The organism is Streptomyces sp. NPDC037421, assembly GCF_055602105.1.
This window is the reverse complement of sequence record NZ_JBVJWV010000057.1, coordinates 1-24,681: the sequence shown is the minus strand read 5'-3', so window position 1 is coordinate 24,681 and position 24,681 is coordinate 1. Positions and strand designations below refer to the sequence as shown.

The 24,681-nt window shown below is 70.0% G+C and carries 22 protein-coding genes, 1 tRNA gene, 1 rRNA gene, 1 other RNA gene and 4 pseudogenes; 14 read left to right on the top strand and 15 right to left on the bottom strand.

Annotated elements, in window-relative coordinates; translation table 11 throughout:
- Positions 1-113 precede the first annotated feature (113 nt).
- From purD to ffs, 3 genes are all read right to left on the bottom strand, one after another.
- Positions 114-1,367: a phosphoribosylamine--glycine ligase gene (gene purD / locus ACZ7IF_RS37895; RefSeq protein ID WP_470981407.1), complete on the bottom strand. Its 1,254-nt coding sequence runs from the start codon at positions 1,365-1,367 to the stop codon at positions 114-116.
- A gap of 60 nt (positions 1,368-1,427) precedes the next feature.
- Complete coding sequence (locus ACZ7IF_RS37890) at positions 1,428-3,695, bottom strand: DNA polymerase III subunit gamma and tau (RefSeq protein ID WP_470981406.1); 2,268 nt, start codon at positions 3,693-3,695, stop codon at positions 1,428-1,430.
- Between the two features lie 66 nt (positions 3,696-3,761).
- Positions 3,762-3,860, bottom strand: an RNA gene (gene ffs, locus ACZ7IF_RS37885) — signal recognition particle sRNA small type.
- A gap of 119 nt (positions 3,861-3,979) precedes the next feature.
- On the opposite strand from ffs, the gene ACZ7IF_RS37880 reads away from it, so the two are divergent.
- Positions 3,980-4,064, top strand: a tRNA-Ser gene (locus tag ACZ7IF_RS37880).
- A 92-nt stretch (positions 4,065-4,156) separates the two neighbouring features.
- On the opposite strand, the gene ACZ7IF_RS37875 is transcribed toward ACZ7IF_RS37880, so the two are convergent.
- The 3 genes and pseudogenes from ACZ7IF_RS37875 to ACZ7IF_RS37865 form a co-directional block, all read right to left on the bottom strand.
- Positions 4,157-5,431, bottom strand: a complete 1,275-nt coding sequence (locus ACZ7IF_RS37875) for a competence protein CoiA family protein (RefSeq protein ID WP_470981404.1) — start codon at positions 5,429-5,431, stop codon at positions 4,157-4,159.
- A gap of 144 nt (positions 5,432-5,575) precedes the next feature.
- Positions 5,576-7,105: an ATP-binding SpoIIE family protein phosphatase gene (locus ACZ7IF_RS37870; RefSeq protein ID WP_470981409.1), complete on the bottom strand. Its 1,530-nt coding sequence runs from the start codon at positions 7,103-7,105 to the stop codon at positions 5,576-5,578.
- Positions 7,106-8,243: 1,138 nt separating this feature from the next.
- A pseudogene (locus tag ACZ7IF_RS37865) lies at positions 8,244-9,191 on the bottom strand (tyrosine-type recombinase/integrase); the annotation flags it as partial.
- 15 nt (positions 9,192-9,206) lie between these two features.
- Here ACZ7IF_RS37865 and ACZ7IF_RS37860 point away from each other — a divergent pair.
- The 5 genes from ACZ7IF_RS37860 to ACZ7IF_RS37840 all read left to right on the top strand — a co-directional run bounded on the left by ACZ7IF_RS37860 (position 9,207) and on the right by ACZ7IF_RS37840 (position 14,566).
- Positions 9,207-9,776 carry a 2OG-Fe(II) oxygenase gene (locus ACZ7IF_RS37860; protein ID WP_384650171.1) on the top strand — a complete coding sequence of 190 codons (570 nt, stop codon included), beginning with the start codon at positions 9,207-9,209 and terminating at the stop codon, positions 9,774-9,776.
- A 54-nt stretch (positions 9,777-9,830) separates the two neighbouring features.
- Complete coding sequence (locus ACZ7IF_RS37855) at positions 9,831-11,012, top strand: serine hydrolase domain-containing protein (RefSeq protein WP_470981402.1); 1,182 nt, start codon at positions 9,831-9,833, stop codon at positions 11,010-11,012.
- A gap of 27 nt (positions 11,013-11,039) precedes the next feature.
- A complete protein-coding gene (locus ACZ7IF_RS37850) occupies positions 11,040-11,768 on the top strand; it encodes a creatininase family protein (RefSeq protein ID WP_470981400.1) in 729 nt (242 codons plus the stop codon).
- Positions 11,769-11,843: 75 nt separating this feature from the next.
- Positions 11,844-13,403 (top strand): Eco57I restriction-modification methylase domain-containing protein, encoded by a 1,560-nt coding sequence (locus ACZ7IF_RS37845; protein ID WP_470981398.1) that lies wholly within the window; start codon positions 11,844-11,846, stop codon positions 13,401-13,403.
- A gap of 164 nt (positions 13,404-13,567) precedes the next feature.
- Positions 13,568-14,566 carry a BsuBI/PstI family type II restriction endonuclease gene (locus ACZ7IF_RS37840; protein WP_470981396.1) on the top strand — a complete coding sequence of 333 codons (999 nt, stop codon included), beginning with the start codon at positions 13,568-13,570 and terminating at the stop codon, positions 14,564-14,566.
- A 44-nt stretch (positions 14,567-14,610) separates the two neighbouring features.
- On the opposite strand, the gene rrf is transcribed toward ACZ7IF_RS37840, so the two are convergent.
- Positions 14,611-14,727, bottom strand: a 5S ribosomal RNA gene (gene rrf, locus ACZ7IF_RS37835).
- Between the two features lie 236 nt (positions 14,728-14,963).
- Between rrf and ACZ7IF_RS37830 the strand changes: the two genes are divergently transcribed.
- Positions 14,964-15,428: a hypothetical protein gene (locus tag ACZ7IF_RS37830; protein WP_470981395.1), complete on the top strand. Its 465-nt coding sequence runs from the start codon at positions 14,964-14,966 to the stop codon at positions 15,426-15,428.
- Positions 15,429-15,718: 290 nt separating this feature from the next.
- On the opposite strand, the pseudogene ACZ7IF_RS37825 reads toward ACZ7IF_RS37830, so the two are convergent.
- From ACZ7IF_RS37825 to ACZ7IF_RS37810, 4 genes and pseudogenes are all read right to left on the bottom strand, one after another.
- A pseudogene (locus ACZ7IF_RS37825) lies at positions 15,719-16,574 on the bottom strand (tyrosine-type recombinase/integrase); the annotation flags it as partial.
- A gap of 746 nt (positions 16,575-17,320) precedes the next feature.
- On the bottom strand, positions 17,321-17,680 hold the full coding sequence (locus ACZ7IF_RS37820; RefSeq protein ID WP_470981393.1) for a PIN domain-containing protein: 360 nt from the start codon (positions 17,678-17,680) through the stop codon (positions 17,321-17,323).
- Between the two features lie 70 nt (positions 17,681-17,750).
- Positions 17,751-18,044 carry a hypothetical protein gene (locus tag ACZ7IF_RS37815; RefSeq protein WP_470981391.1) on the bottom strand — a complete coding sequence of 98 codons (294 nt, stop codon included), beginning with the start codon at positions 18,042-18,044 and terminating at the stop codon, positions 17,751-17,753.
- A 783-nt stretch (positions 18,045-18,827) separates the two neighbouring features.
- The gene (locus ACZ7IF_RS37810; RefSeq protein WP_470981390.1) at positions 18,828-19,289 is read right to left on the bottom strand and encodes a hypothetical protein; all 462 of its coding nucleotides are present in this window, start codon (positions 19,287-19,289) and stop codon (positions 18,828-18,830) included.
- Between the two features lie 211 nt (positions 19,290-19,500).
- On the opposite strand from ACZ7IF_RS37810, the gene ACZ7IF_RS37805 reads away from it, so the two are divergent.
- A complete protein-coding gene (locus ACZ7IF_RS37805; protein WP_470981389.1) occupies positions 19,501-19,938 on the top strand; it encodes a hypothetical protein in 438 nt (145 codons plus the stop codon).
- On the opposite strand, the gene ACZ7IF_RS37800 is transcribed toward ACZ7IF_RS37805, so the two are convergent.
- Positions 19,892-20,371 (bottom strand): MarR family winged helix-turn-helix transcriptional regulator, encoded by a 480-nt coding sequence (locus ACZ7IF_RS37800; RefSeq protein ID WP_470981387.1) that lies wholly within the window; start codon positions 20,369-20,371, stop codon positions 19,892-19,894. The genes ACZ7IF_RS37805 and ACZ7IF_RS37800 overlap by 47 nt on opposite strands.
- A gap of 115 nt (positions 20,372-20,486) precedes the next feature.
- On the opposite strand from ACZ7IF_RS37800, the gene ACZ7IF_RS37795 reads away from it, so the two are divergent.
- On the top strand, positions 20,487-21,329 hold the full coding sequence (locus tag ACZ7IF_RS37795; RefSeq protein ID WP_470981385.1) for an NAD(P)H-binding protein: 843 nt from the start codon (positions 20,487-20,489) through the stop codon (positions 21,327-21,329).
- Positions 21,330-21,395: 66 nt separating this feature from the next.
- Positions 21,396-21,803 (top strand): MarR family winged helix-turn-helix transcriptional regulator, encoded by a 408-nt coding sequence (locus tag ACZ7IF_RS37790; protein WP_470981383.1) that lies wholly within the window; start codon positions 21,396-21,398, stop codon positions 21,801-21,803.
- Here ACZ7IF_RS37790 and ACZ7IF_RS37785 read toward each other — a convergent pair.
- Both ACZ7IF_RS37785 and ACZ7IF_RS37780 read right to left on the bottom strand, forming a co-directional pair.
- Positions 21,787-22,431: a disulfide bond formation protein B gene (locus ACZ7IF_RS37785; RefSeq protein WP_470981381.1), complete on the bottom strand. Its 645-nt coding sequence runs from the start codon at positions 22,429-22,431 to the stop codon at positions 21,787-21,789. The genes ACZ7IF_RS37790 and ACZ7IF_RS37785 overlap by 17 nt on opposite strands.
- A gap of 13 nt (positions 22,432-22,444) precedes the next feature.
- Positions 22,445-22,603: a hypothetical protein gene (locus tag ACZ7IF_RS37780; RefSeq protein ID WP_470981379.1), complete on the bottom strand. Its 159-nt coding sequence runs from the start codon at positions 22,601-22,603 to the stop codon at positions 22,445-22,447.
- A gap of 141 nt (positions 22,604-22,744) precedes the next feature.
- On the opposite strand from ACZ7IF_RS37780, the pseudogene ACZ7IF_RS37775 reads away from it, so the two are divergent.
- A pseudogene (locus tag ACZ7IF_RS37775) lies at positions 22,745-23,140 on the top strand (TOBE domain-containing protein); the annotation flags it as partial.
- 20 nt (positions 23,141-23,160) lie between these two features.
- Here the strand turns inward: ACZ7IF_RS37775 and ACZ7IF_RS37770 are convergent.
- A pseudogene (locus ACZ7IF_RS37770) lies at positions 23,161-23,412 on the bottom strand (PucR family transcriptional regulator); the annotation flags it as partial.
- Positions 23,413-23,567: 155 nt separating this feature from the next.
- Between ACZ7IF_RS37770 and ACZ7IF_RS37765 the strand changes: the two are divergent.
- The 3 genes from ACZ7IF_RS37765 (at position 23,568) to ACZ7IF_RS37755 (ending at position 24,658) form a co-directional block, all read left to right on the top strand.
- On the top strand, positions 23,568-23,879 hold the full coding sequence (locus tag ACZ7IF_RS37765; RefSeq protein ID WP_470981377.1) for a hypothetical protein: 312 nt from the start codon (positions 23,568-23,570) through the stop codon (positions 23,877-23,879).
- 115 nt (positions 23,880-23,994) lie between these two features.
- Positions 23,995-24,147, top strand: coding sequence for a hypothetical protein (locus ACZ7IF_RS37760; RefSeq protein WP_470981375.1), 153 nt, complete (start codon positions 23,995-23,997; stop codon positions 24,145-24,147).
- A 112-nt stretch (positions 24,148-24,259) separates the two neighbouring features.
- Positions 24,260-24,658 carry a hypothetical protein gene (locus ACZ7IF_RS37755; RefSeq protein WP_470981373.1) on the top strand — a complete coding sequence of 133 codons (399 nt, stop codon included), beginning with the start codon at positions 24,260-24,262 and terminating at the stop codon, positions 24,656-24,658.
- The last annotated feature ends 23 nt before the right edge of the window (positions 24,659-24,681 follow it).

Here is a 24,681-nt window from a genome sequence, read left to right as displayed (position 1 = left end):
CCCCCCCCCCCCCCCCCCCCCCCCCCCCCCCCCCCCCCCCCCCCCCCCCCCCCCCCCCCCCCCCCCCCCCCCCCCCCCCCCCCCCCCCCCCCGCGTCGTGACGGCCGTGCTGGTCAGCGGCCTTCGGCCGCCTTGGCGGCAATGTCCGTACGGTGCTGGGACCCGTCGAGCTTGATCCGCCCGACCGCCTTATACGCCTTCTCGCGCGCCTGCGCCAGGTCGGAACCGGTCGCCGTCACCGAGAGGACGCGACCGCCCGCGCTGACGACGGCGTCGCCCTCGCGCCGGGTCCCGGCGTGCAGCACGTACGCGTCGGGCGCGTCCTGCGCCGCCACCTCGCCGAGGCCCTCGATCGGGTCTCCGGTGCGCGGGGTGTCGGGGTAGTTGTGGGAGGCGATGACCACCGTGACGGCCGCGTCGTCGCTCCAGTTCAGCGCCGGGAGGGCGTTCAGGGTGCCGTTCGCGGCGTTCAGCAGCACGCCCGCGAGGGGGGTGCGCAGCCGGGCCAGGACCACCTGGGTCTCGGGGTCGCCGAAGCGGGCGTTGAACTCGATGACGCGGGTGCCGCGGCTGGTGATGGCCAGGCCCGCGTAGAGCAGGCCGGAGAAGGGGGTGCCGCGGTGGCGGAGCTCGTCCACGGTCGGCTGGAGGACCAGCTCCATGACCTCGTCGACCAGCTTCGGGTCCGCCCACGGGAGCGGCGAGTACGCGCCCATGCCGCCGGTGTTGGGGCCCTCGTCGCCGTCGAGTGCGCGCTTGAAGTCCTGCGCGGGCTGGAGCGGCAGCACGGTGACGCCGTCGGTGATGGCGAAGAGGGAGACCTCGGGGCCGTCGAGGTACTCCTCGATGACGACCCGGTCGCAGGCCAGCGCGTGGTCCCGGGCGACGGCACGGTCCCCGGTGACGACGACGCCCTTGCCGGCGGCGAGGCCGTCGTCCTTGACCACGTACGGGGCGCCGAAGGCGTCGAGGGCCGCGTCGACCTCCTCGGCGGTGGTGCAGACGTAGCTGCGCGCGGTCGGGACCCCGGCCGCGGCCATCACGTCCTTGGCGAAGGCCTTGGAGCCCTCCAGCTGCGCGGCCTCGGCGGACGGGCCGAAGACCGGGATGCCGGCCGCGCGGACGGCGTCCGCGACGCCGGCGACCAGGGGCGCCTCCGGGCCGACGACGACCAGGCCGGCGCCGAGTTCGACGGCGAGGGCGGCGACCGCCGCGCCGTCGAGGGCGTCGACCGGGCGCAGCTCCGCCACCTCGGCGATGCCGGCGTTGCCGGGGGCGCAGTACAGCGCGGAGACGTCGGGGTCGAGGGACAGAGAGCGGCACAGGGCGTGTTCGCGGGCGCCGCCGCCGATGACGAGGACCTTCACGCCGCCCAGGGTAGCCCGGACGGCGCGGCCGGTTTCGTGCGGCCACCCAATCAGCGGGGGCTACTCGTTCGTGTATTCCTCCACAACGGTCGCTCCGAGCTCGCGCACGATCAGGTCGTGTCCGGTCAGGGCGCTGTCGACGAGGTCCGGGTCGTCCTCCTCCGGTACGTCGTCCTCGGGGGCGACCGGCGGCGGCGCCTGCCGTACGGGCGGCTGCGGCGCGGCGGCCGCCTGCGGGGGCGGCGGCTGGTAGGCGGACGGCTGCGGGGCCTGCTGCGCCGGGGGTGCGGCCTGCTGCGCCTGCGGGGCCGCCGGGGGCGGGCTGTAGGCGGGGGCGGGCGCGGAGTAGGAGGAGTACGAGGAGGGCGCGGCCGGGGCCGGTCCGCCGCCGCCGACCACGGCGTCGATCTTCCAGTTGACCTGGAACTGCTCGGCCAGGACCGCCTTGAGTACGTCCTCGCTGCCGCTGCTCGCGAAGTTGTCGCGGGCTCCGGCGTTGGGGAAGCCGAGCTGGAGGGTGGTCCCGTCGAAGCCGGTGACCTGGGCGTTCTGGCTGAGCAGGATCCAGGTGAAGCGGCGGCGGTTCTTGACGGCCTCCAGTACGCCGGGCCACATCGCCTGCACCTGCCCGGCCCCGGCCGACATCTCGGCGGAGGGCGCGGCGGCCGTCGGCGCGGGCGCGGAGGCCGCCGGGGCGGGGGTGGGCGCGGGGGCTGGGGCGGCCGGGGCCGGGGCGCCGCTGCCGGGCACGGCGGCGCTGGGCCACGCCCCGGCGGCGGGCGCGGCGGGGGCGGCCGGGGTGGAGGCCCCGGGCCAGGCGCCGGGGGCGGGCGCCCCGCTGCCGGGCTGCGCGGCCCCGGGCCACGCACCGGGCGCCTGCGCGGGCGCGGGCGGAGCGGCGGCGGCCGGAGCGGCGGCCTGGACGGGCGCGGGAGCGTGGACGGGAGCCGGAGCCTGGACGGGCGCCGGAGCCGGAGCCGGAACGGGGGCCGGGGCCTGGGCGGGCGGCGCCTGCGCTACGGCGGTGTCCGGCACGGGACCCCGTACGGCGGCACGCGCGGCGGCGACCCCGCCGCCCGGCCCGGCCGGGGCCATGCCGTGCGCCTCGGGCCCGGGCACGTAGCCCATGGCGGGCGCGGCGGCCGGGGCGAAGGCGGCACCGGCGGGCGGGCCACTGCGCTCCAGCCGGTCCAGCCGGGCCTGGAAGGAGCGCTCGTCGTCGAAGGCGGCCGGCAGCAGCACCCGGGCGCAGATCAGCTCCAGCTGGAGCCGGGGCGAGGTGGCGCCGCGCATCTCGGTGAGCCCGGCGTTGACCAGGTCGGCGGCGCGGCTGAGCTCGGCGGCGCCGAACACCGACGCCTGGGCCTGCATCCGCTCCACGACATCGGCGGGGGCGTCGATCAGCCCCTTCTCCCCGGCGTCGGGCACGGCGGCCAGGATCACCAGGTCGCGCAGCCGCTCCAGCAGGTCGGCGACGAACCGGCGCGGGTCGTTCCCGCCCTCGACCACCCGGTCGACGACCTCGAACGCGGCGGCCCCGTCCCCGGCGGCGAAGGCGTCCACGACGGAATCGAGCAGCGACCCCTCGGTGTACCCGAGCAGGGAGGTGGCCATGGCATACGTCACACCCGCCTCGCCCGCACCGGCGAGGAGCTGGTCCATGACGGACATGGAGTCGCGCACGGACCCGGCGCCGGCGCGCACGACGAGCGGCAGCACACCGTCCTCGACCTTGGCGCCCTCGCGCCCGCAGACCTCGCCGAGGTAGTCGCGCAGCGTCCCGGGTGGCACGAGCCGGAAGGGGTAGTGGTGCGTCCTGGAGCGGATCGTCCCGATGACCTTCTCGGGCTCGGTGGTCGCGAAGATGAACTTGAGGTGCTCCGGCGGCTCCTCGACCACCTTCAGCAGGGCGTTGAAGCCCGCCGAGGTGACCATGTGGGCCTCGTCGATGATGTAGATCTTGTACCGGCTGCTCGCGGGCCCGAAGAAGGCCTTCTCGCGCAGGTCGCGGGCGTCGTCGACACCACCGTGCGAAGCGGCGTCGATCTCGATCACGTCGATGGACCCCGGCCCGTTCCTGGCGAGGTCCTGGCAGGACTGGCACTCGCCGCACGGATCCGGAGTGGGACCCTGCTCACAGTTGAGGCACCGCGCCAGGATGCGCGCGCTGGTCGTCTTGCCGCAGCCGCGCGGGCCACTGAACAGGTACGCGTGATTGACCCGGTTGTTCCGCAGGGCCTGCATCAGCGGGGCAGTGACATGCTCCTGCCCGATGACCTCGGTGAACGACTCGGGGCGATAGCGGCGGTACAGCGCAAGGGACGACACGTCTACGAGGTTATCCGGGCCCACCGACAACAGCGGCCCGCCGACGCCCCCGGATCCCGCCCCGGAACGCAAAGCGCCCCTCACGCACCCGCCAGAGCCCACTTACCCTTGCTGCCTTCCGGCCCTGGGGGAGTTGGGTGAGATAGCGCCACGTGAGGGGCTGGGCCCCACCCTAGCGGATACGGGCACCCGGAATCGAGCCGGACCCCTCCCCGGTTCCGCCCGGGACCGCCGATCCGGATCGTGTTCGCGAGCACCCCTCAACGTCTTGTATTGTTTGCGGCGGAGGATTCGCCTAGAGGCCTAGGGCGCACGCTTGGAAAGCGTGTTGGGGGCAACCCCTCACGAGTTCGAATCTCGTATCCTCCGCACTCGCCCACCAGGGCAAACGAAGGACCCGACCGCCCAGCGGCCGGGTCCTTCGTCGTTCCGTGGTTGCAGTTTTGGTTGCAGTTCCCGATCTACGCCCCTCGCTGCCTGGGCATGGCCGAGGCTCGGCAGGCGTCACAGGCCATCGCCGCGTTGGGCCCGTACCGGCGCATCAGCTGCCCGCAGCCGATGCACGGACCGACCTCCCACGGTGGACATCCCAGGGTGGCTGCTGCGGCGGACCGTTCGACTTGTGTGATCCACGTCGCACGCCGCTTCCGCTGGGCCGGCATGCGGGCGAGGGTGAAGCCGCCCGTGGGCTGCCCAAGATCCCTGACCGGCCTGGGGTCGCTCCGAAACCACCCTTCCTCGCCGGCCCGGCAAGAGCGATCGATCTCCTGCTCGGAGAAGGTGATCTCGTCGTCAGTCTCCTGCTCCTGCACCTTGGGCAGGGGGTTCCACTGACCGGTCAGCTCCCGCCAGGTCCGACACTCGGTACGGGGAACCCACATGTGGCGGCCGGCACGACCGCCACCACGGCTCGGCACGAAGACCGGCACGCTGTCGCCGGTGGCGCTGGTCAGGATCAGGTCCTCGATCCGAACGGGCGGCTTGGGCGGGTCGCAGAGCGCTGGGAGAAACCACTCGGCGTGGATCGCGCCGCAATGGCCCGTACCGCCGTTGTCGGGACAGTGGAGCGCGCTGCTCGACAGACAGCGCCAGACCTGTAGGTGCCGATACCCGCCGCGGATGACCATCTCCCTGCCGTCGGCGATCTCCCGCCAGGACATGTCGTCGACCCGGGCCCAGGGTGCTCGGTCAATCAGGGCCGCCGTGTCGTCCTTGGCAACCCACAGCGGTGTGATGTCGTGCTCCATGGCGTTGACCGACCGCCGGTGGACGCTGCTGGGGCTGAGCGGGGAGTACTGGATCTCCCAGCCGATCTGGATGCCGGAGGGCCCGGTGACCACGGCGTCGGTGACGCCGCGCCGGTTCGGCATGCCCACCTCGGCATCGGCGGTCAGCCCGTACCCCTCGGCGGTCTCCACGACCCGCTCCTTGGTGGCCTTGTGCTGATCGCTCTCCGCCGGCGTCGGCTTGTGCGTGATCGGCAGGTGGGCGGCAACCAGCGGTGAGCGGCCACCAACGCGAGCCCGCCGGATGAACATCCACGGAGACTTCCCACCCGCCTCGGACGCGCATGGCTTCCCAGCCTTGTGCGCGAGGCACTCCAGCAGCTGGGGGTTCCGCTCCGAGACGCTGGTCATGATCTCTTCCAGCAGACCGGGGTAACCACGGACCCCCAGGTCTGGCTGCGTCAGGTTGATCTCAATGCCGTATTTGGTATGCCACACGCCATTGGCCATCCCTCCACGATAGGAGTGGCTACTGACACACGACAGGGCACGTAAAGGCTCGAACTGGGCTCAGCACCAAAGAAGTTCGCCGCCTCAGCAGCGCGGAGGGGGCCCATGCAGCTCGGGCTACCAGGCCCCTCCCGCTCCAGCTTTCTACGCGCCAAACAGAAATTCGCACCAGACGGCCTTGCCGCCACCTGGGGTTCGACGCGATCCCCAGGCAGAAGCAATCGCCGCGATAACCGAGATGCCACGGCCGGTCTCATCAGCTGGCCCTGACTGCCGCCGACGGGGAAGGTGATCGTCCCCGTCAGTCACTTCGACGACCAAGCGGCGGTCAGTGCGACGCAGCCGGAGCCACATGGGCGGGCTGCCGTGCTGGAGAGCATTGGCCACCAGTTCGCTGGCAGCCAGGACGCCGAGATCGCACATATCCGCCGGGAGGTCCCACGAGGCCACGACGCCCCGAGCAAACGCCCTGGCTCGGGGTGCTACTTCCGTTCCCCCGAGGAGCTCCAGGGCGGCGTTACGGAACAGATCAGTCTCCGCACCCGTGCGGACGGGGTGCTGCAGGACCAGCACAGCGGTGTCGTCGTCATCATCTACGTCGCCGCCGAGGGCGCCCATGAGATGGTCGCAGATGGCGGTGGGAGTGCCCTGCGCGCCAGCGAGGGCAGTCTGCAACGTAGCGACCCCTTCGTCGATGTCCACGTGGCGGCGTTTGACCAAGCCATCGGTATAGAGAACAGCAGTAGAGCCGGGGCTGAGGGGGATGGCTCCAGACGAGTGAAGCCAGTCTCCAGTGCCCAAGGGTGGACCAGTGGGTTCGAAGGCCCGGTGCACAGTGCCGGCTTCGTCGCGGACGAGGATCGGGAGATGGCCGGCGGAGGCGTAGACGAGCTGTCCCTCGTTCGGGTCGTAGACGGCATACACGCAGGTAGCGATCTGGCTGGCCGCGATCTCGACGGCGAGACCATCGAGGAGCTGGAGGACCTCGTGCGGCGGCAGGTCCAGGCGGGCATACGCCCGAACACCGGCGCGCAATTGTCCCATGACGGCAGCGGCGCGGACCCCATAGCCGCCCAACACGTCGCCCACGACGAAGACCGTGCGGCCGGCGCCCAGAGTGATGACGTCGTACCAGTCGCCACCAGCGGCGACCTCGGTGCTGCCTGGTCGATAGGCAGCCGCAATCCTCAAGTCATCGGGCTGCTCCAGCTCCTGCGGCAGGAGGGACCGCTGGAGATTGGCAGCGGTGGCACGTCGGTCTTTCTCGACAGACGCCAACCGCTCCTTCAGCTCCGCAACGATCTCTTCCGAGCGGGTCACGCGTTCCCCAAGCTCCGCAGATTCTCCCTGCTCATCTGGGTTGTGCGGGGTTGTTCGGGACAACCCGGCAGGATGGGATTCGAGCGTTCCGGGCCTTGGTAGCACCTCCCCTGGGATCACGCGCTCACCAACGGCGCCGTCAGAAGCAACACCGAGTTCGTCTGCCGCGTCCTGGACAGCCTCCTCTTCACGATCCAATGCATCGCCTGTCCGCGCGAGGATCTCGTCGATCTGATCAAGAGCGCTATCCTCGCCAAGACCGCGCTGATCAAGGGCGCCGGAGGGAACGGCTGGAAGCTCCGCAGCCTCACTGGAGTGCGGTCGTTGGCCGATCTCCAGCAGGTACGCCTCCAACGCCTGTACGCGGCGGGCAGCGAGGTCGGCGATGCGCTGGGCCTCGTCACGTTGCCGCACGGCGCGCTCAAGCTGGACACTCAGGCGCACCTCCTGCCCGCGGGCACGATCAAGCTGCGGCTGAAGCGCCTGCACCTGGCCCTGGAAGGGCGTGCTAGCACTCGTGAGGGCATCGATACGGCGCGACAGCTCGGCAACCTTGGCCTGCGCCTGCCCCAGGACGAGGAACAGCATCGAAGCGATCTTGAGGGCCTGTTCGCGCCCCTGTTCGCTCGTCTCATATGCCTGGCGCGCCCGGACAAGGTCCCTATAGACCTGGATCGTTCGCTCCTTCTCCTCAATCAGTTCACGGGGCGAAACGATCGCCTGCCCATCCAGGCCAACCGAAGTGGGGGAGGTGCGCGCCTTGTCCCACAGGGCCCGCGCAGTGCGCACCCGCCGCCGCGCCTGCTCGCTTGGCTCCTCCGGGAAGCACACGTCGGCGACTGCCTCCACCACGTCCCAGTTCAAGTCCTCGCCTGACAGGTGTACGCGTAACCGGCGAAGATCCGGCACTTTCCTGGTCTCGAAGTGGTCGAGGGTCAAACGCCCATGAACCTCGCGAACGCTCAGTCCGGCTTCATCGATCCACGACCGAACCGTGTTCACCAGTGCGTTGACTTCAACACTGGCCCCCTTGGGCGCCGACCACGGACGTCCTGGACGCTTCGGCCTTGCCGCCACCGCAACCCCCCAATTGTTCTGCGACAAACCGTCATTGTCGCCGGAACAACATCCAAGCGGTCCCACGAGGCACAACGCAGCCGGATCGTGTTCTCGCACGCACGAGAGAACCCGCGTAACGCGAGATCGGAGACACCCATGTACCTCACTCACGCCAGCCTGCTCCTCGCCACACTCCTGTTCATCAGCCTGCTGGCTACGGCAGTAGCAGGTGCAGCGGTCGCTCTCGCTCGCTGGGATGGCCACACCGTGCCCGCCTCGCTCAGCCGAGGGGCTATCGCCTTTGCGGGCACGATGACCCTCGGAGCATCACTTGTGGGTCTCTTCGTGGGGCTCAGGTGAGGCGGCACGGGACCGCCCCACCTGGCGGACACGCAATGCGGCCCATCCCTCCGTACGCCCTTCGGTGGTTCATCTACCACTCGTCGGTGTCGCCGTACTTCCCCGGGTTCCGGGCACGGTCCACAGCCTGTGCACACGCCTCGGCGAAGGCCGCCTCCACGGCGGCCTTGTCCGTGCCTCGGACCTGGGCCTCGACCTCCTGGCCCTGGCCGGGGCGCCGGGCCGTGCGCCAGGCCGAGGCTCGGTCGGTGTAGCGGTCGGTCTCGAAGTCCCAGGCCGGCACCGACCACTGCTCGGGGAGCTCGGTCCCGGCGCGTTCGCCGCCAGGGAGGAAGAGGGCTCTGGCGTGGAAGACCACGGCTCGGCTCGGCACCTGATCGCGGATAGCGCTCCCGTCGCCGGGGGCCTGGTGTTCCCAGCGGCAGCGGTCCCATTCCTCGACTTGGGCAGTGTGGTCGGGCCAGTCCTCGCTCCACCGTGCGACGACCTCGTCGGCGTGCTCGCGGTGGAGGAAGGGCACGGGCCGCTCGCCGAGGCGGGCAACGTGGACCACCAGCTCGGCGGGAACGGGGCTCTGGCCGGCCTTCGGCGCGGCATCCGCCTGGCCCGTGCCCCACAGGAGGCCGCCGACCTTGTCGGTAGTGTCCTTGAGTACGCGGCTGGTCAGGTGCTGGTAGCGGCGGCGCATCCGGGCGGACTTGCCGGGCTCCCAGCCCATGATGGCGTCGACGACCGCGTCGGGGACGCCGAGGATGAGCAGGACGGTGGCCGCGGTGTGGCGGGCGTCGTGGAGGCGGGCATCACGAACGCCTGCGGCCTTCAGCAGCTCCTTCCACTTGTGGTAGTCCGTGTTCGGGTTCAGGGGCTCGCCGGTGGGCGAGGTGAAGACGTACCCCTTCTCGGTCCACAGGTCGCGGGCAAGGCCACACTCGCGAGCCTGTTCCTCCTTGTGCTGGCGCAGCAGCTGGAGCAGCTCGTTCGGAACCCCGATGGGCCGCTGGCCGGCGCGGGACTTCGCGCTCTAGGAGCACACCTCATGACCTGGAAGAGCCGCTTACCGCTCGTCGTAGAGAGCGCGATCCCCCTCAGCCTCTGCGGAGCGCTGATGGACCACGTGAAGAACCACACCGCCCGCCCGCGTACCTACCAGGGCGTCATCGACGAATCGCTGCGCAAGAGCGAGTACGTCGAGATCCCGACGCACCTCGAAGAGGCGGTCATCTCGCACTGCGCCGCCCAATTGCGTGGCCACTTCGAGATCGCCCCGCAACGGATACCCACCCAGCCGGCGGTCGTCTACCGCTACGGCCCCGGCGTCGGCTTCGTCGCCCACCACGACGAGGTCACCGACATCGAACGCGAGCGGGCCCGTACCAACGGACAACCCGTCGTCGGCGGCGACCTCACCCTCGTGATCTGGCTCAACACCCCTGACTCCTACGGCGGCGGCGAGCTGTTCTTCGAGAACCCCGCCCAGGAGATCAAGCCGCCCTGCGGCACCCTGGTCGCCTTCCCGGCCACCCGCGACCACATCCACGGCGTACGGCCGATCACGAGCGGCGAACGCGTCACCCTCGTCGTACGCATCGATGCCGAATGCCTTTGAGCACGGCCCACTTGCCCTGCCAGAGCGGGCAGCCAAGATGCCAGGATGAGCGGCATGACGACGATCGACGGTGAGGTAGCGCCCGGGTTCGAGCCGGTCCGCGAGGCGTTCATGGAGAACTTCACCCAGCACGGGGACATCGGCGCGGCCGTGTGCGTCTACTGGCACGGCCAGCCGGTGGTCGACCTGTGGGGTGGCGTCGCAGACCCCGAGACCGGCCGTCCGTGGACACGGGACACCCTGCAACTGGTCTACTCGGCGACCAAGGGAGCCACCGCGACCGCGGCGCACATGCTGGTCGAGCGCGGACTGCTGGACCTTGACGCGCCGGTGGCGAAGTACTGGCCGGAGTTCGCGGCGAACGGCAAGGCGGACATCCCCATCCGCTGGCTCCTGTCCCACCAGGCCGGCCTGGTCGCCCTGGACCAACCGCTGCCGCTGGCAGAGGCACTGTCCTGGGAGCCCATGGCAGTAGCGCTGGCGGCGCAGCGTCCCCAGTGGACTCCGGGCACCGCACACGGGTACCACGGCCGAACCTGGGGCTGGCTGGTCGGCGAAGTAATCCGCCGGGCCTCCGGCCGCTCACCAGGCCGCTTCTTCGCCGACGAGATCGCGCGCCCCCTCGGACTGGACTTCTTCATCGGCCTGCCGGCGAGCGAGCGCGACCGGGTCAGCCGCATGGTGTACCGGCGACCGGCGGTAGACCTTACGACGGTGCCGGCCGAGTCGGTCCCCGAGGAGCTCCGCGAACAGGTCGCCGTTTGGCGGGACCCGAACTCCTTCAGCAACCGGGCGTTCGCCGTCACCGACCCGGCCGCAATCGACTTCGACTCCCCCGAGGTGCAGGCCGCGGAACTCCCGTCCTCCAACGGCATCGGCACCGCACGGGCCCTCGCGCGCATGTACGCCGCGCTGATCGGCGAGGTCGACGGCGTACGCCTGCTCGCCCAGAAGACCCTCTCCTCTGCGATCCAGGAGCAGGCCAACGGCCAGGACCAGGTCATGGTGATCCCGAGCCGGTTCAGCACCGGATTCATGCTGCCCACGGAGGGCAACCTCATGACCGGCCCGAACGCCTTCGGTCACACCGGCCGCGGCGGCTCGCTCGGCTTCGCCGACCCCGCCCACGGCATCGCCTTCGGCTACGTCATGAACCACATCGTCAGCGGCTCGGACGATGCGCGCGCGGCTTTGCTGACCGAAGCAGTCCAGAAGTCGCTGACCAGATCAGGGTGATCATGATGAGCGCCGCCCTGTAACCCGATGAGAGGGAGTGTCGTGAGTCTGCTGCCGACCGCCACGAGCACCGACGTCCAGGAACTGCAACCCCGCGTGGCGGTCCTACCCGTCGGCTCTTTCGAGCAGCACGGCCGCCATCTCCCACTGATCACCGACACGGCCATCGCGTGCATCATCAGCCAGGAGATAGCCGATGCCTACCGCGTTCACCTGCTGCCGCCGATCACGATGTCGTGCAGCCACGAGCACGCCGGTTTCCCCGGCACCGTCAGCATCAGCGCCAAGACCCTCTACGCCGTGATCGACGACATCCGCGCGTCCCTCGCCCGCTCCGGCATCCACAAGCTGGTGATCGTCAACGGCCACGGCGGAAACTACGTCCTGTCCAACGTCGTCCAGGAAGCCAACGTCGACGGGCCGGCGGTCACTCTGTTCCCCCTCGGAGCCGACTGGGACCAAGCCCGCGACCACGCTGGCCTCGTATCCGACCGTCACGCCGACATGCATGCCGGCGAGATCGAGACCTCCATCCTTCTCCACGCGGCCCCCGAGCTTGTCCGCGAGGGATACAGCGAGGCAGACCACGACGGTGGTCCACGGCCGTTTCTTTTGGTCCAAGGAATGGCGGCGTACACCGAATCGGGGGTGATCGGCTTTCCAGCCCTCGGCACAGCAGAGAAGGGGAAGGCGGTGCTCGCCAGTTTGACGGAAGGATTCGCGCTGCACCTCGCAGCTCTCGGCGGGAGCCGGTGATCCCATTGGAAGACTTCACCGACAGCGTTTTCCACAGGCTCATCAGCTCGGGTGCAATCTGGCTACGCTGTGCCCATGGCAGCAGAGGTAGCAGCAGCGGTATCGGACCTTGTGGCGCGCACGGAAGTGCGGCGTCAGGAGTCGTCTTCGGCCCTTGACCCCAAGGAGCGCGCGAAGCGCGGCCAGTACTTCACGCCCGCCCCTGCCGCTGACTTCATTGCCTCTTTGGCGAGGCTGGCCAGCACAGGCCCGATCCGGATCCTGGACCCCGGCGCTGGGGCCGGCTCTCTGACCGCCTCTCTCGTGTCGCGCATCCTCCAAGGCCAGCCCGAAGCGCACCTCAGCGTGACGGCCTGCGAGAACGACCCACAGCTACACGAGACCCTGTCGGCGACCCTGAAGGACTGCGCGCGCACGGCCGAAGCGGCCGGCGGACGGGTGGAGACCACGCTTGTGAAGGACGACTTCATCGCCTGGGCAACCCAGGCGGAAGGACTGTTCGGCGAAGCACGTGGGCCGTTCGACATTGTGATCATGAACCCCCCGTACAAGAAGCTCGCCGCTGGCTCCCGCGAGCGCATGGCCGTCACAAGGGCATGCACAGAAACTTCCAACCTGTACTCCGCGTTCATGGCGCTTGGGATCCACCTTCTCGCCCCCGGCGGCCAGCTCGTCGCAATCACCCCGCGGAGCTTCGCGAACGGACCTTACTTCCGGCCATTTCGCAAGTACCTCCTTGACCGGATGCACATCGACCGAGTGCACCTGTTTGAGGCACGGAACAAGGTGTTCGCGGACACGGACGTGCTCCAGGAAAATGTGATCTTCTCGGCGACACGCACCGACGCTCCGGACCGAGGGCCAATCGTCGTTTCCTCCAGCCACAGCTACGGCGGCGAAGCCCGCAGCCGTGTGGTGGAGTATCGGCAGATGGTGCAGCCGGAAGATGGCGAGCATTTCATCCACATCAGCGCAGACGAGGAAGACGCCCAGCTCGCGGCGACTCACGCAAGCCTTCCGGCCACCCTCGCCACGATCGACTGCCAGGTTTCGACCGGCCGAGTTGTGGACTTCCGCTCCAAGGAGCACTTGCGGCCCGATCCTGAGGCCGGTGCGGTTCCGCTCATCTACCCGTTGCACATGCGCGATGGCGGAATCCGCTGGCCCGTGCCTGGCGCCAAGAAGAACAACGCAATCGCGCTTAACCCAGACACCGAAAAGATGACCTTCCCCTCTGGGTACTACGTCGTCGTGAAGCGCTTGTCCTCCAAGGAGGAAAAACGTCGTGTGGTTGCCACCGTATTCGACCCAGACGTGACGCCCTGCGCGCGAATTGGCTTCGAGAACCACGTGAATGTGTTCCACAGCGCAGGCGCCGGCCTCCCCAAAGAACTCGCCCGCGGCCTCTGCCTCTGGCTCAACTCCACGTTGCTGGACCGACTCATCCGACGGTTCAGCGGCCACACCCAGGTCAACGCAACCGACCTGCGGAACCTGCGCTACCCCAGCAAGGCCCAGCTTCAAGCCATTGGCGGCGAGTGGATAGAGGGTGGATGGCCCGACCAGGAGAAGCTCGACGACCTAGTCGAGCGCCACCTGGAGTCGACCGAGCCCGCCACGCTGGGCGAGGCGTAGCAGTCAGCACTCCTGGCTGCCGGGTGGCTGATTGCGGACGCCCTGGAGACAGCATGCAGTCGACTTGAAGCACACGTCCCCTCAACGGCCGCCAGCACCTGCCTAGACGCCATGTAGCCTAACCATCACTCACTGTACCGAGACGGTTGGGGGAGGGCTGACGGGTGACGAAAGAACAGCAGGAGAAGAAGCTCGACGAGGCGAGGAAGATTCTCGCCGCAATAGGGATGCCGAAAAAGCAGCAGGGAAAGCGGACCGCGCTCGTGCTGCTTTCGATGCTTAATCTCCGCCCGACACAGGGATGGGAGGAGGTCACTTCCAACACCCTCGGGGTGACCCCGTGCATGGATTGGATGGCCGAAAATTATCCGGACATCCCCAAGGGGAGGAATGGCGAGGTTAAGTACGCCCCGAACAGTCGGGAGTCCGTACGCAAGGAATCCGTACACCCGCTGGTGCGTGCCGGAATCCTCGTCAAGAACTCCGATGCCCCGAACCGTGCCACGAATGACCAAAACAACCGATACCATCCAAGCGATATCGCCCTAAAGGCCATAGCGGCTTTTGGCACTGCGGCGTGGGATGAGCGCCTCAAGGAGTTTCACGCCGAGCAGCCGAAGCTGATCGAAGTGAATGCTGCCGAGAGGCAGGTTCACAGAGTGCCCGTCACATTGCCTGACGGAAGTAAAGTCGACACGGCCGACCTGAGCCCTGGGGCGCACAGCGAACTCATCAAAGCGGTCGTCGAGCGCTTCGGATCACAGTTCACGCCCAAGGGCACTGTGGTCTACCTGGGGGACACCGGCTCCAAGTGGATCGTGAACGAGCCGGAGTACCTGGCTGACCTGGGAGTCGTGGTGGACCCCCACGGCAAGATGCCTGACGTAGTCATCCACTTCACCGAGAAGGACTGGCTGGTCCTGGTAGAGGCAGTTACCTCCACCGGACCGGTCGACAACCAGCGGATCTCCCAGCTCAAGGAGCTCTTCGCGGGCGCCAGTCCTGGCCTGGTGTTCGTCACAGCGTTCCTGACAAGAGGGAAATTCCGTCAGTTCATGGCTGATATCGCCTGGGAGACTGAAGTCTGGATCGCGGAAGAAGAAACACACATGGTGCACTTCAACGGCGAGCGGTTCCTCGGGCCATACGATAAGGCCGAATAAGCAACGAGGGCCGCCCCGCAAGGCGGGGCGGCCCTCAAAGAAGATATCGGCGACGACCTACTCTCCCACGAGGTCCCCCTCGCAGTACCATCGGCGCTGGCAGGCTTAGCTTCCGGGTTCGGAATGTTGCCGGGCGTTTCCCTGCCGCTATGGTCACCGAAATGCATTGCTCAACCCGTAAAGGGTCAAGCGCTTTCGTTCGATGAGTATACAGGCGTGCAGGGTCGCCTCCTGGCCAGCCCTGGGGGATGAGACGCCCCCGGCACCCCACTGGGCCGCCGTCCAGGCGGCTGAGCGTACGGATGTCTGCCAGCGCGGAAGAGGGACTGGGCGTACAACCTTTGCCCACGCTTAGCGATCGACCTCTGTGCACACAGTCACTGCGCAGGGGAGAGCCGTGAACCACCGCACCACCACCGCCGTACTGTCCGTCCTCATTGCCGCTGCGGGGCTCACCGCCTGTGGCAGCGACCAGGGCACCAACAAGCCGTCGGCGAAGACCCCGCCCGCCGCCGCGCCGAGTACCCCCGCTGCGCCTGGGGGAACGAGCAGCCCGTCGGCCGCCGCCGAGACGCCCAAGGGCAAGGGGATTCCGCCCAAGCCAGATGCGGCGACACAGGCCAAGTACATCGCGGCCCTGACTGCCATCGACCCGGACATCGTCAACACCAAGCCCGACAAGGCCGTCGACCGAGGCCGCAACCAGTGCGAGACGATCGCCAGCTTCCCCGACGACAAGTCGAAGCAGACCGACCTCGCCAACCAGCGCTTCACCTCACCCAGCCACCCCGACGGCTTCGGGCCGGCCAAGGCCGCCAAGATCGTGGAAGCGGTGCACACGCACCTCTGCCCGACGTACTGAGCAGCCCCCACCGCAGCCATCAGGCCGTCCGACCCGCGTCCAGAGACGTATCCATGGTTGCAGTTCTGGTTGCATTCGCCGCCGTCCGCGGCCGTCCGGACGAAGGCCAGCAGAACGCTCCGCAGCAGGTCAGGACACGTACGGCCCCCTCCGGACAGCCATACGAACATTTGGAAAGCGTGTTGGGGGCAACCCCTCACGAGTTCGAATCTCGTATCCTCCGCCAGCTCAGAGGGCCGGACCGCGCAAGCGGACCGGCCCTCTGGCGTTTCCCCGTCTCGGTTTCCGTCTCAGTCGCCTGTGTGCTGGCCCCACAGTGCTTCGCCGACCTGCCCGGCTGCTTTCTTCAGCAGCGGCCCGGTGACGTGCACGCACCGGGCCCGCATCCGAGCGGCTCCACCAGGCTGCCAACCCATGACCGCGTCGACCACGACGTCCGGTGTCGAGCAGGAGCAGCACGGTCGCAGCGGTATGGCGCACGTCACGGAGCCTGCCGTCCCGGACCCCGGCATCCCTCAGGAGCTGCTTCCAGCGGTGGTAGTCCGTGTTCGGGATCACGGGCCCGCCCGTCGGCGACGCGAACACGTACCCGGAGCCCTCCCAGTCGGCACCAGCCGCGAGCCGCTCCGGATCCTGCTCCTCTTGGTGGGCCCGGAGCAGCTTGATCACAGGGTCGGGCAAGCCGATGGTCCGGCGTCCGGCCCGCGACTTGGTGTTCCTGAACTCCCGACGGATCTGCTCGCGCTGCGGGCAGTAGCCCGGGTGCCGGGCGCAGGGCTACGTGCAGCCATGGCGGTACTTCGGGCGCAGCCGGTTCTTCCGGGTGCGCAGGTATCCCGCGTCGAGGCCGAGGTCTCCCCAGTGCAGTCCGAGCGCCTCACCCTGCCGAAGACCGAGCGCCAGGGCGACGACCCACCGGGCACTGTTCCGGAGATTGGACGCCTCCAGCAGCAGCCACTGAACCTCTTCGAGCCGGGGGGCCTTGGCGATCTCCGCCGCGTTCGTGGCGACGTGCCCGCGCCTCACGGCTTCGCCGAGCACAACCCGGATGGTCCGGTGGTGCGTGGTGGCGACCTTGCTCCCGGACTTCTGCATCTTGGCGTAGAAGGTCTCCAGGTGCTCCGGCTCCAGGCGGTCTAGCCGATGCGCTAGGCCCAAGCATGAGCCGAGCCCCAAGCGGGGCCGCTGGTTCCCTCCCTCACCGAACATGCCTCCGGCGGGGGCGCTCAGACTCCGGGGTGGCGGGGGCGCCACTCGCGAGTGCCGGCCGAATGGGGCTGAGGCGGGGGAACTCCCATCCCGTCTGCCGTCGACGCAGGACAAGCCGAGCAGTCACGGCACCGGGCGCATCGCGCCCGCTCCACATACGTGTGGGTCGATGGCAGACGGGATGGGAGTTGGGGTGAGTCGTGGCTGACGCCGCAGACGAGGCGTCTCAAATCCCGCTTGCCGGAGGTTTCGCCTTATGCGGAGATCATTTCCATGGGGGAATCAACCTTGGACCTGCACCTTGCCGCCACGCTCGCGGCAACCGCCTCGCCCGGCAAGCACCTTCAGGCCGCTGGCATGTGCCTGATCGCTGCGGTCTGCTTTGTCTGGATAGGGCGACGGCAACAGCGCACGGGGCGGGCCGTCTTCGCCCCAGGTGAGACGGTGCGGGTTGGCGCGACTTTGGTCGAGCCAACCAGGCCCACACGCGGGAAGCGAGTTGCAGGCCGTGTCTGGGCTGGCGTGGGCTGGTTCTTCGTCCTGCCGTTCGCGGTCCAGCTGGGGTTGGCCATCCGCCAGCTTGCAACCTGACCACAACGAAGAGGCGGCTCGGCTTCGGCCGGGCCGTCTCAGTTTCCGTCTCATTCATCTCCGTCCGGGCCCGTCCAGGGGCGACCGAGAGGCTACACGAGGACGGCGCACTCCCAAGGGTTCAGCAGGAGTGCGCCTGATCGCGCCAGATGCTTGATGTTGCGGCTCACCAGCGTCCAGCCGTTCGCCAGGGCGGTGGCGGCGATCAGCGCATCGGGGGGATCGATGCTGGTTCCGGCACTCTTGAGCCTCCGGTGAAGAGCGAGGTAGGCGAGTGCCTCCCGCTCGCCGACGGCGGCGATCCGGTCGCGGTACTGATCGCGGATGTCCGTGAGCGCCCGCTCGAAAGCCGTACGCCGCACCGGATCAGGTGTTCCCTCAATACCTGCTTCGATCTCCGCGACCGTGATGACGCTCAGGTAGAGGGCAGGAGACGGACCGATCGAGCCCATGCGACGACGGCCGGGGCAGGCTTCGGCCGGGTGGTGATCTCGGCGACCACATTGGTGTCGAGCAGATAGATCACTCGTCGTCCGCCGCATCGTCGTAGGGCCGCTGCCCGAACTCCAGACCCTCGAACGGGGCCGCCGTAAGCCGCTCAAGGAATCCGTCGCCGCCCAGGGTCGCCCAGCGGTGAAGCACGTCAGGCAAGGCATCGATGTCGGTGTCGGTGTCGGCCAGCTCGGCATCGAAGTGCCCAAGCTGGTGCTCGGGAAGAGACTCCCGGATCTCCCGGATCGTCCGTAGCGGATGGGACCGGGGATGGGACTCCTCGGGTCTGCGCGGCGGGAGCGGCAGATTCGGGGCAGTGCTCATGATCGGCTCCTCCACGCTGTGGTCACGGGCTCATGCCTGAAGACCACCCTGGGCCGGGCTGCCCGCGAGAGGGTCGTGAGCGACCCGGATCCGAGCTTTCACAGGACCCATCCGCCGAGTAGCCGCCGACCGTGTCCGGCAGCCGCCCTCTGTCGGCGACAGCGATGCCCCTTGGGCTGGAACCAGCTGAACGAAGCTGTCGGGCTGGACACAATGGGGAGCGCCGCCCTGTAGCCGGTCGCGTGCACCACGTTATGGGCACATGGCGAAGATCAGCTGTCGCCCCTCCACCGAAGGTAGCGAATGACGCATAGCTGCGAGAGCACGTCGGACGCGTCGTCCTGGTCTCATTCACTCCGTCCGAGACTGTTCGGACGGGCCGGGACTGAACACTCCGCAGCAGGTAAGGACGCGTACGGCCCCCGCCGGAACCCCGTACGAAACTGCTCGCGGCCTAGTCAACCGACCACGTGCTGCAACGCCCCCTCGAATTCGCCTCAGCGGTCCGGCCCTCGGCGTTTCCCGGTCCGCCCCCTCACCCCGTTCCCGTCCCCGTCACTGCGCGGACCCGTCCGCCGCGAGGGTCGCCCAGCGGTGGAGGAGGGCGGGCAGGGCGTCGCTTCGGTGTCGGCGAGTTCGGCGTCGAAGGCCGCGAGCCGGCGCTCGGGCAGGGACTCGCGGATCCCGCGGATCGTCCGCCGCGGGCGGACCGGGGCGACGGGGGCCGGGGCCCGCTCAGCAGCAGTTCCTCCACGCCCGGCAGCCGTCCCAGGCCGGGCGGGGTCACCACGGGAAGCCCTCGACACAGCCGTACGCGATGAAGGAGCCGGCCATCAGGGCGCCGATCGCGGTGAGGCCCCGGCGGCGCCGGTCCGGGAACACGCAGAGGGCCACCAGGCCGGGGCCGGCCGCCAGGGCGGAGAGGGTGAGGAGCGAGGGCTCCGGGTACTCGCGGGCCGAGAGCGGGGCCAGGATCGTCAGGGCGTACATCTGCAGGGCGAGGCAGGCCGGGAGCGTCGCCGTCCTCGGGCGGACGTCCAGCAGGCGCAGGGCGATCACGAAGAACACCGCCGCCAGGACGAACCACGAGACGAAGCCGATGAACCGGTACACCGGGAGGCAGATCGAGGGGCCGGACTCGCAGCGGCCGTCCTCGGCGGCGCCCCACCACCACAGCCCCATCGCCAGGTACCCGGTGAACAGACCGGCGAGGGTGCTGCCCACCACTGAGTAGATCTTGTCCATGCGTCAGACGCTTCCAGTGCGGGGACGGCGCGCCCTGAGTATGCGTACTCAGAAACGGCGACTTTCGTAGACACCGTCTACCCCATGGGATGGACAGTGTCTACGTCGTTCTGCGGGGCGCGGCGTCCGCGAGGGGAGTGAGGGCTTGAAAGCCGTGCGAGCACTCGCTTGAACTTTGCGCAAGACAAGCCCCGGCACCTCTCGTGAGCGCATGCCACGCGACACGCCACCCCGTGAACAGATCGTCCGGAACGCCGTCGAGCTGCCCGCCACCACCTCGCTCACCCGGCGGATCGAGAGCGAGGGACGCGACCCCGAGGAGGCCTTCGCCGCCGTGATGCGGGAGGCCGTCGAGGCCGCCTCCGGCTTCCCCCGCCCGCGGGAGCGGCTCGGCTCGTCGGGCGCCGCCGGCTACGCCGAGGCCCCGCAGGACAGCTTCGCCTTCGGCCTGGACCCTGCCCGACGGGCCGGCCGCCCGCCTGGCGGAGGAAACGGCCTGAGGGCCGTCCGAGCCGGTCCGGTCGTCGCCGGGCTGTACGCCCCGGAGGGGCCCCCGAAGGTGCCGAAGGCCTTGCCGCGGCCGGCTCCCGCCGCCGGGCGGCTCAGCCCTCGCGTCGGCGCAGGGATTCCTGGGACGCGACGTACTTGAGCATCAGGCGGGCGAAGTCGAGGCGTTCGCGCTCGCTCCAGTCGGCGGTGATGTATTCGAAGGCCGAGCGCTGGTGCCGGCGGAAGCGGACCATCAGCTCCTGGCCCTCGGGGCTGAGGTGGAGGACCGTGCGGCGGCCGTCCTGCTGGGAGGCGGCGCGGACCAGGTAGCCGGCGGAGATGCAGTCGGACACCATGCGGCTGGCCACCGAGGGGTCGGTGCCCAGGTGCGCGCCCACGGCGCCGACGGTGACCTCGCGGGCGCCGTCCTGCCCGATCTCCAGGACCACGTTGAGGACCAGGGTCCGGCCGAGGTCCTTCTGGGAGATCGGGTCCTCGACCTCCAGGAGCGAGGAGCGCCGCAGCTTCCCGAACGCCGGGCCGACGGCGTTCAGCAGCTCCTCGTCCTCCATGTCCGCCTGCTGCTTCGTCATGCCCCGATCGTACATCCGTGAGTTCTCGCAAACATGTGTTGACGTGAAAACGTGTGCATGCAAGCATGCATATGTCGACAGTCAATGAATGGCTGCCGCTACGAACGGAGCACCCATGACCACCCTCGTCACCGGCGCCCGCGGCAAGGTCGGCCAGGCCGTCATCGCCCGCCTGCACTCCGCCGGTCTCCCCGTCCGCGCCGCCAGCGCCCACCCCGCCGGACTGACCGTCCCGGCCGGCGTCGAAAGCCGCGAGCTCGTCCTCGACCGCCCCGCTACCTTCGCCGCCGCACTGGACGGCGTCCGCCGGGTCTTCCTCTACCCCGAGCCCGCCGGCATCCACGAACTGATCGCCGCCGCCGAGGCCGCCGGCGTCGAGCACGTCGTCCTGCTGTCCTCGTCCTCCGTCCTCGCCCCCGGCGCCGAGAACGACCCGCTCGCGAGCCACAGCCTCAAGGTCGAGCGCGCCCTCGCCGCCTCCACCCTGACCTGCACCTTCCTGCGCCCGGACGCCTTCGCCAGCAACTCCCTCGGCTGGGCCTGGCCCATCGGCCGGTCCATGCCGGTCCAGCTCGCCCACCCGGACGCGCACATCGCGCCCATCCACCCCGAGGACATCGCCGACATCGCCTTCGAGGCCCTCACCGGCGACTCCCTCACCGGCCGCCGGCTCACCCTGACCGGCCCCGAGTCGCTCACCTTCCGCCGTCAGATCGCGGTCCTGGCCGACGCCATCGGCCGCGAGATCCCCGTCGAGCAGATCACCCGCGCCGAGGCCGAGCGGCAGATGGGCGCCCACATGCCCGCGCCGATGGTCTCCTCGCTGCTCGACCTGTGGGAGGCCGCGAACCACGGCCCGGCCTCCGTCGCCGACACCACCGAGACCCTCCTCGGCCGCCCCGCCCGCACCTACGCGCAGTGGGCCCACGAGAACGCCGACGCCTTCGCCGGCCACTGAGCCGGCCACTGACCCGGCCGCCGAACCGGCGGGCCCGGCACCACCGAACCGCGAAGGAGCACCGTCATGAAGCCCATCGGCTACTGGCTCAACCGCACCGACCAGGCCCTCACCGCCGCCATGGACGCCCTGCTGGCCGAGTTCGGCCTCACCCGCCTCGGCTGGCAGGTCCTGAACGTCGTCCGCGACGACCCCGCGGCCGGCGACACCGCCGTACGGACCGTCCTCGCGGCCAACGCCGACGCCGCCGCCCTGGACTCCGCCGTCGCGGCCGTCCTGGACGGCGGCTGGGTGGCCCGGCCGGAGCCGGACCGCCTCGCCCTGACCGACGACGGCCGCGCCCGGCTCGTGCTGGTGGCCGAGCGCGTCGGGGCCTTCCGCGAGCTGGCGACGGCCGGCATCTCCCCGCAGGAGTACCGGACCGCGGTCAGCGTCCTGGAGCGGATGACCCGCAACCTCACAGCAGATCGGTGAAGAACCGGTAGCCGGTCGGGTCACCGGGCATCTGCCAGTGCAGGCCCTGGAGAAGGAAGCAGGCCACCAGGTTGCTGACCGCGAAGAACGCGAGGACGGCCAGGGTGAAGCCGGCCGCGCGGCGCAGGGCCGGCGAGACCTGGGCCGCGCCCAGGGGCTGGAACTCCCGGGCCAGGACGAGGTTCACGGCCGCCGCGAGGACCGCGAGCAGGAAGGTGATCGCCGCCCAGGTGTAGAGGTGCAGGCCGAACAGGGCACCCGCGTAGCCGGGGTCCGGGGGCACGATGTGCATCAGCACCTGCGAGGCGGAGACGGTGCTGCCGATCAGCGCCGAGACGACCGCGACGCCCCACCCGGAGGCGAACTCCGCGGTGCTCACCGCGCCCTTGCGCGAGCGGGCGATGATCATGGCCGGTCCGAGCGCGCTGAGCAGCATGAACATCCGCTGGAGCAGGCACATCGGGCAGGGGTACTCCCACAGGCCGAACTGGAAGACGTACGCGCCGCCGACGGTGGCGCACATGCCCAGCACGTAGGCGTGGGCGAACCAGAGGCCGAGCCGGTGGGAGAGCCGGACGGGGGGAAGGGTGACGGTGGTGGTCGCGGTGGTGGTCGCGGTGGCGGTCATGTCGGGCTCCTCCTCAGAAGCTCAGGCCGAAGGCGCGGTCGAGGTGGGGGAGGAACGCGAGCGTGGTGAGCGCCAGCGTCCCCGCCCACAGCAACAGCCGTGACCTGCGCGGCCAGTCGCGCAGCACCGCCCATAGGCAGAGGGAGATCAGGAGGAACAGGAGGGTGTACATGGTGTCCTTGCTTCATCGGAAGGCTCTTGACCCCACCCTCGTCCGGCCCGCCGCCACCCGGTAGGACCCCCGGACCGATGGGCCCATAGGCCGGCCCTATGCCCCCGCCGCGAACCGGACGGCACCCCCTAGGCTGCGGGCGTGCCGTCTTACTCGATCGGACAGGCCGCGGACCTGCTCTGCGTGAGCCCCGAGACCGTCCGCCGCTGGGCCGACGCCGGCCGGCTGCCCTCGCTGCGCGCCCCCGACGGCACCCGGTCCGTCGACGGCGCTGCGCTCGCCGCCTTCGCCAAGGGGCGGGCCGCCGGGCTGCACCCCGTGCCCGGCCGGCCCGCCGCCACCTCCGTGCGCAACGCCTTCGCGGGCATCGTCACCGCCGTACGGGTCGACGAGGTCGCGGCCCAGGTGGAGATCCAGTCGGGCCCGCACCGCGTCGTCTCGGTGGTGACGCGGGAGTCGGTGGAGGAGCTCGGGATCGCGGTGGGCGTCAGCGTCACCGCCCGCGTGAAGTCGACGGAGGTCCACGTCGACGTCCCCGGCCAGGCCGTGCCGGCCGCTCAGCGGCAGAGCAGCGCCGCGTACAGGTCCAGCTTGTGGTCCAGGCGCGAGAGGTCACGGCCCGTCAGGACCTGTACCCGCTCCATCCGGTAGTGCACGGTGTTCACGTGCAGGTGGAGCGCCTCCGCCGTACGGGCCCACGAGCAGTTGTTGGCCAGGAAGACCTCCAGGGTCTCCCGCAGCATCCCGTCCCCCAGCGCCCCCAGCGTCGCCGTCCCGAACACCGAGCGGACCTCCCTGGCCGTCCCGGCACTCACCGCGGTGTGAGGGCCCCGGGGCCGGGCAGGCCCGCACTCTGGAGTTCCACGCGCCCCTCCTTCACCACCGCACGCCGTATCACCCACCGTTACCTTCGCCTTACCGTGTGCCACAACTGCTGGTCGGGCGAGAGGAACGAGGCGGACGGATGGCGATGAGGACGCGGAGGACGCGGAGGACGGCAAGGCTGCTCGGGGCGTGCGCGGCGGCCGCGGTGCTGGCGCTCGCGGCGCCCGGCACGGCACACGCGGCCCAGGGGGTCCTGTTCATCGACGGCGCGCCGAACGGCGACCCCAGCGGCTGCTTCCCGCTGGGGGACTTCGTCCCGTCGGAGGTCGTCAACCTCACGGACGGCGTGGCGTGGGTGTGGAGCGGCCCGGCGTGCGACGGCCGGGTGGTGCACCCGATCCTCCCGGGGCAGCTGGCGATCGGTCACGGCCGGAGCCTCTACATCGAATGAACCGCCGCGCGGATCAATCACGTCCGGGCGGCCGTCCCGGCGCGGAGGGCCGGCCCTCTGCCCCGGCCCGACCGCCACCGGCCCCGGGCTCCACGCGGACGCCCCCTCCGCGCTGGTGCGGACACCCGAGCAGGTCGCCGCCGACGCCCTGACCGCCCTCCGGGAACGCCGCCGCCGCACCGTCGTCCCGGGCCGCGCCGCCGCCCTCGCCACCAGGGCCGTCAGCCTCCTCCCGTGCCGCACGGCCCTCGCCCTCCTCGCCGGTTGATCGACAACTCGGCGATGAGCAGCCACCCCTGACCCGGCATCAGGGACGTGTCAGGGTGGGCCCGGGGCTTTCCCGGTGACCTGCGGGGCGGGCCGAACGGCACCGTGGGGGCATGCAGAACAACACGCCCCTCCGCCGCACGGCCGCCGCACTCGGTGTCGCCGCCGCCCTCACCGTCGCCGTCGCCGGGACCGCGAGCGCCGCAGCCGCGACCGGCCCCGCACCCTCGTACGACTTCTCCGACTGCCCCGCCATCCCCGCCGGGGTCGACGCGGCGCAGTGGAAGTGCGAGGTCATGACCGCCACCGGGTCCCTGACCCTCGGCAACCGGACCCTGCCCGAGTTCGCCCCCATGACCGTCACCCACGCCGAGGGCCCGATGCCCGACGGCAGCAAGGGCCAGGTCTGGGGCGGGGGGGGGGGGGGGGCCGCCCCCGTCCCCGGCGGGCTTTTCCGCAACCCCCGCGGCGGACACCATCCCGTACCCGGCCTCCCCCCCCCGCCGGGATAGGGGGGGCGCTCAGGCTTTTCCAC

Excerpts from the sequence above, each read along its gene's own strand:
- ACZ7IF_RS37875 (WP_470981404.1), bottom strand. The coding sequence starts at position 5,431 with ATGGCCAATGGCGTGTGGCATACCAAATACGGCATTGAGATCAACCTG.
- ACZ7IF_RS37860 (WP_384650171.1), top strand. The coding sequence starts at position 9,207 with ATGACCTGGAAGAGCCGCTTACCGCTCGTCGTAGAGAGCGCGATCCCC.
- ACZ7IF_RS37855 (WP_470981402.1), top strand. The coding sequence starts at position 9,831 with ATGACGACGATCGACGGTGAGGTAGCGCCCGGGTTCGAGCCGGTCCGC.
- ACZ7IF_RS37850 (WP_470981400.1), top strand. The coding sequence starts at position 11,040 with ATGAGAGGGAGTGTCGTGAGTCTGCTGCCGACCGCCACGAGCACCGAC.
- ACZ7IF_RS37845 (WP_470981398.1), top strand. The coding sequence starts at position 11,844 with ATGGCAGCAGAGGTAGCAGCAGCGGTATCGGACCTTGTGGCGCGCACG.
- ACZ7IF_RS37820 (WP_470981393.1), bottom strand. The coding sequence starts at position 17,680 with ATGGGCTCGATCGGTCCGTCTCCTGCCCTCTACCTGAGCGTCATCACG.
- ACZ7IF_RS37815 (WP_470981391.1), bottom strand. The coding sequence starts at position 18,044 with ATGAGCACTGCCCCGAATCTGCCGCTCCCGCCGCGCAGACCCGAGGAG.
- ACZ7IF_RS37810 (WP_470981390.1), bottom strand. The coding sequence starts at position 19,289 with ATGGACAAGATCTACTCAGTGGTGGGCAGCACCCTCGCCGGTCTGTTC.
- ACZ7IF_RS37805 (WP_470981389.1), top strand. The coding sequence starts at position 19,501 with ATGCCACGCGACACGCCACCCCGTGAACAGATCGTCCGGAACGCCGTC.
- ACZ7IF_RS37800 (WP_470981387.1), bottom strand. The coding sequence starts at position 20,371 with ATGACGAAGCAGCAGGCGGACATGGAGGACGAGGAGCTGCTGAACGCC.
- ACZ7IF_RS37795 (WP_470981385.1), top strand. The coding sequence starts at position 20,487 with ATGACCACCCTCGTCACCGGCGCCCGCGGCAAGGTCGGCCAGGCCGTC.
- ACZ7IF_RS37790 (WP_470981383.1), top strand. The coding sequence starts at position 21,396 with ATGAAGCCCATCGGCTACTGGCTCAACCGCACCGACCAGGCCCTCACC.
- ACZ7IF_RS37785 (WP_470981381.1), bottom strand. The coding sequence starts at position 22,431 with ATGACCGCCACCGCGACCACCACCGCGACCACCACCGTCACCCTTCCC.
- ACZ7IF_RS37780 (WP_470981379.1), bottom strand. The coding sequence starts at position 22,603 with ATGTACACCCTCCTGTTCCTCCTGATCTCCCTCTGCCTATGGGCGGTG.
- ACZ7IF_RS37765 (WP_470981377.1), top strand. The coding sequence starts at position 23,568 with ATGGCGATGAGGACGCGGAGGACGCGGAGGACGGCAAGGCTGCTCGGG.
- ACZ7IF_RS37755 (WP_470981373.1), top strand. The coding sequence starts at position 24,260 with ATGCAGAACAACACGCCCCTCCGCCGCACGGCCGCCGCACTCGGTGTC.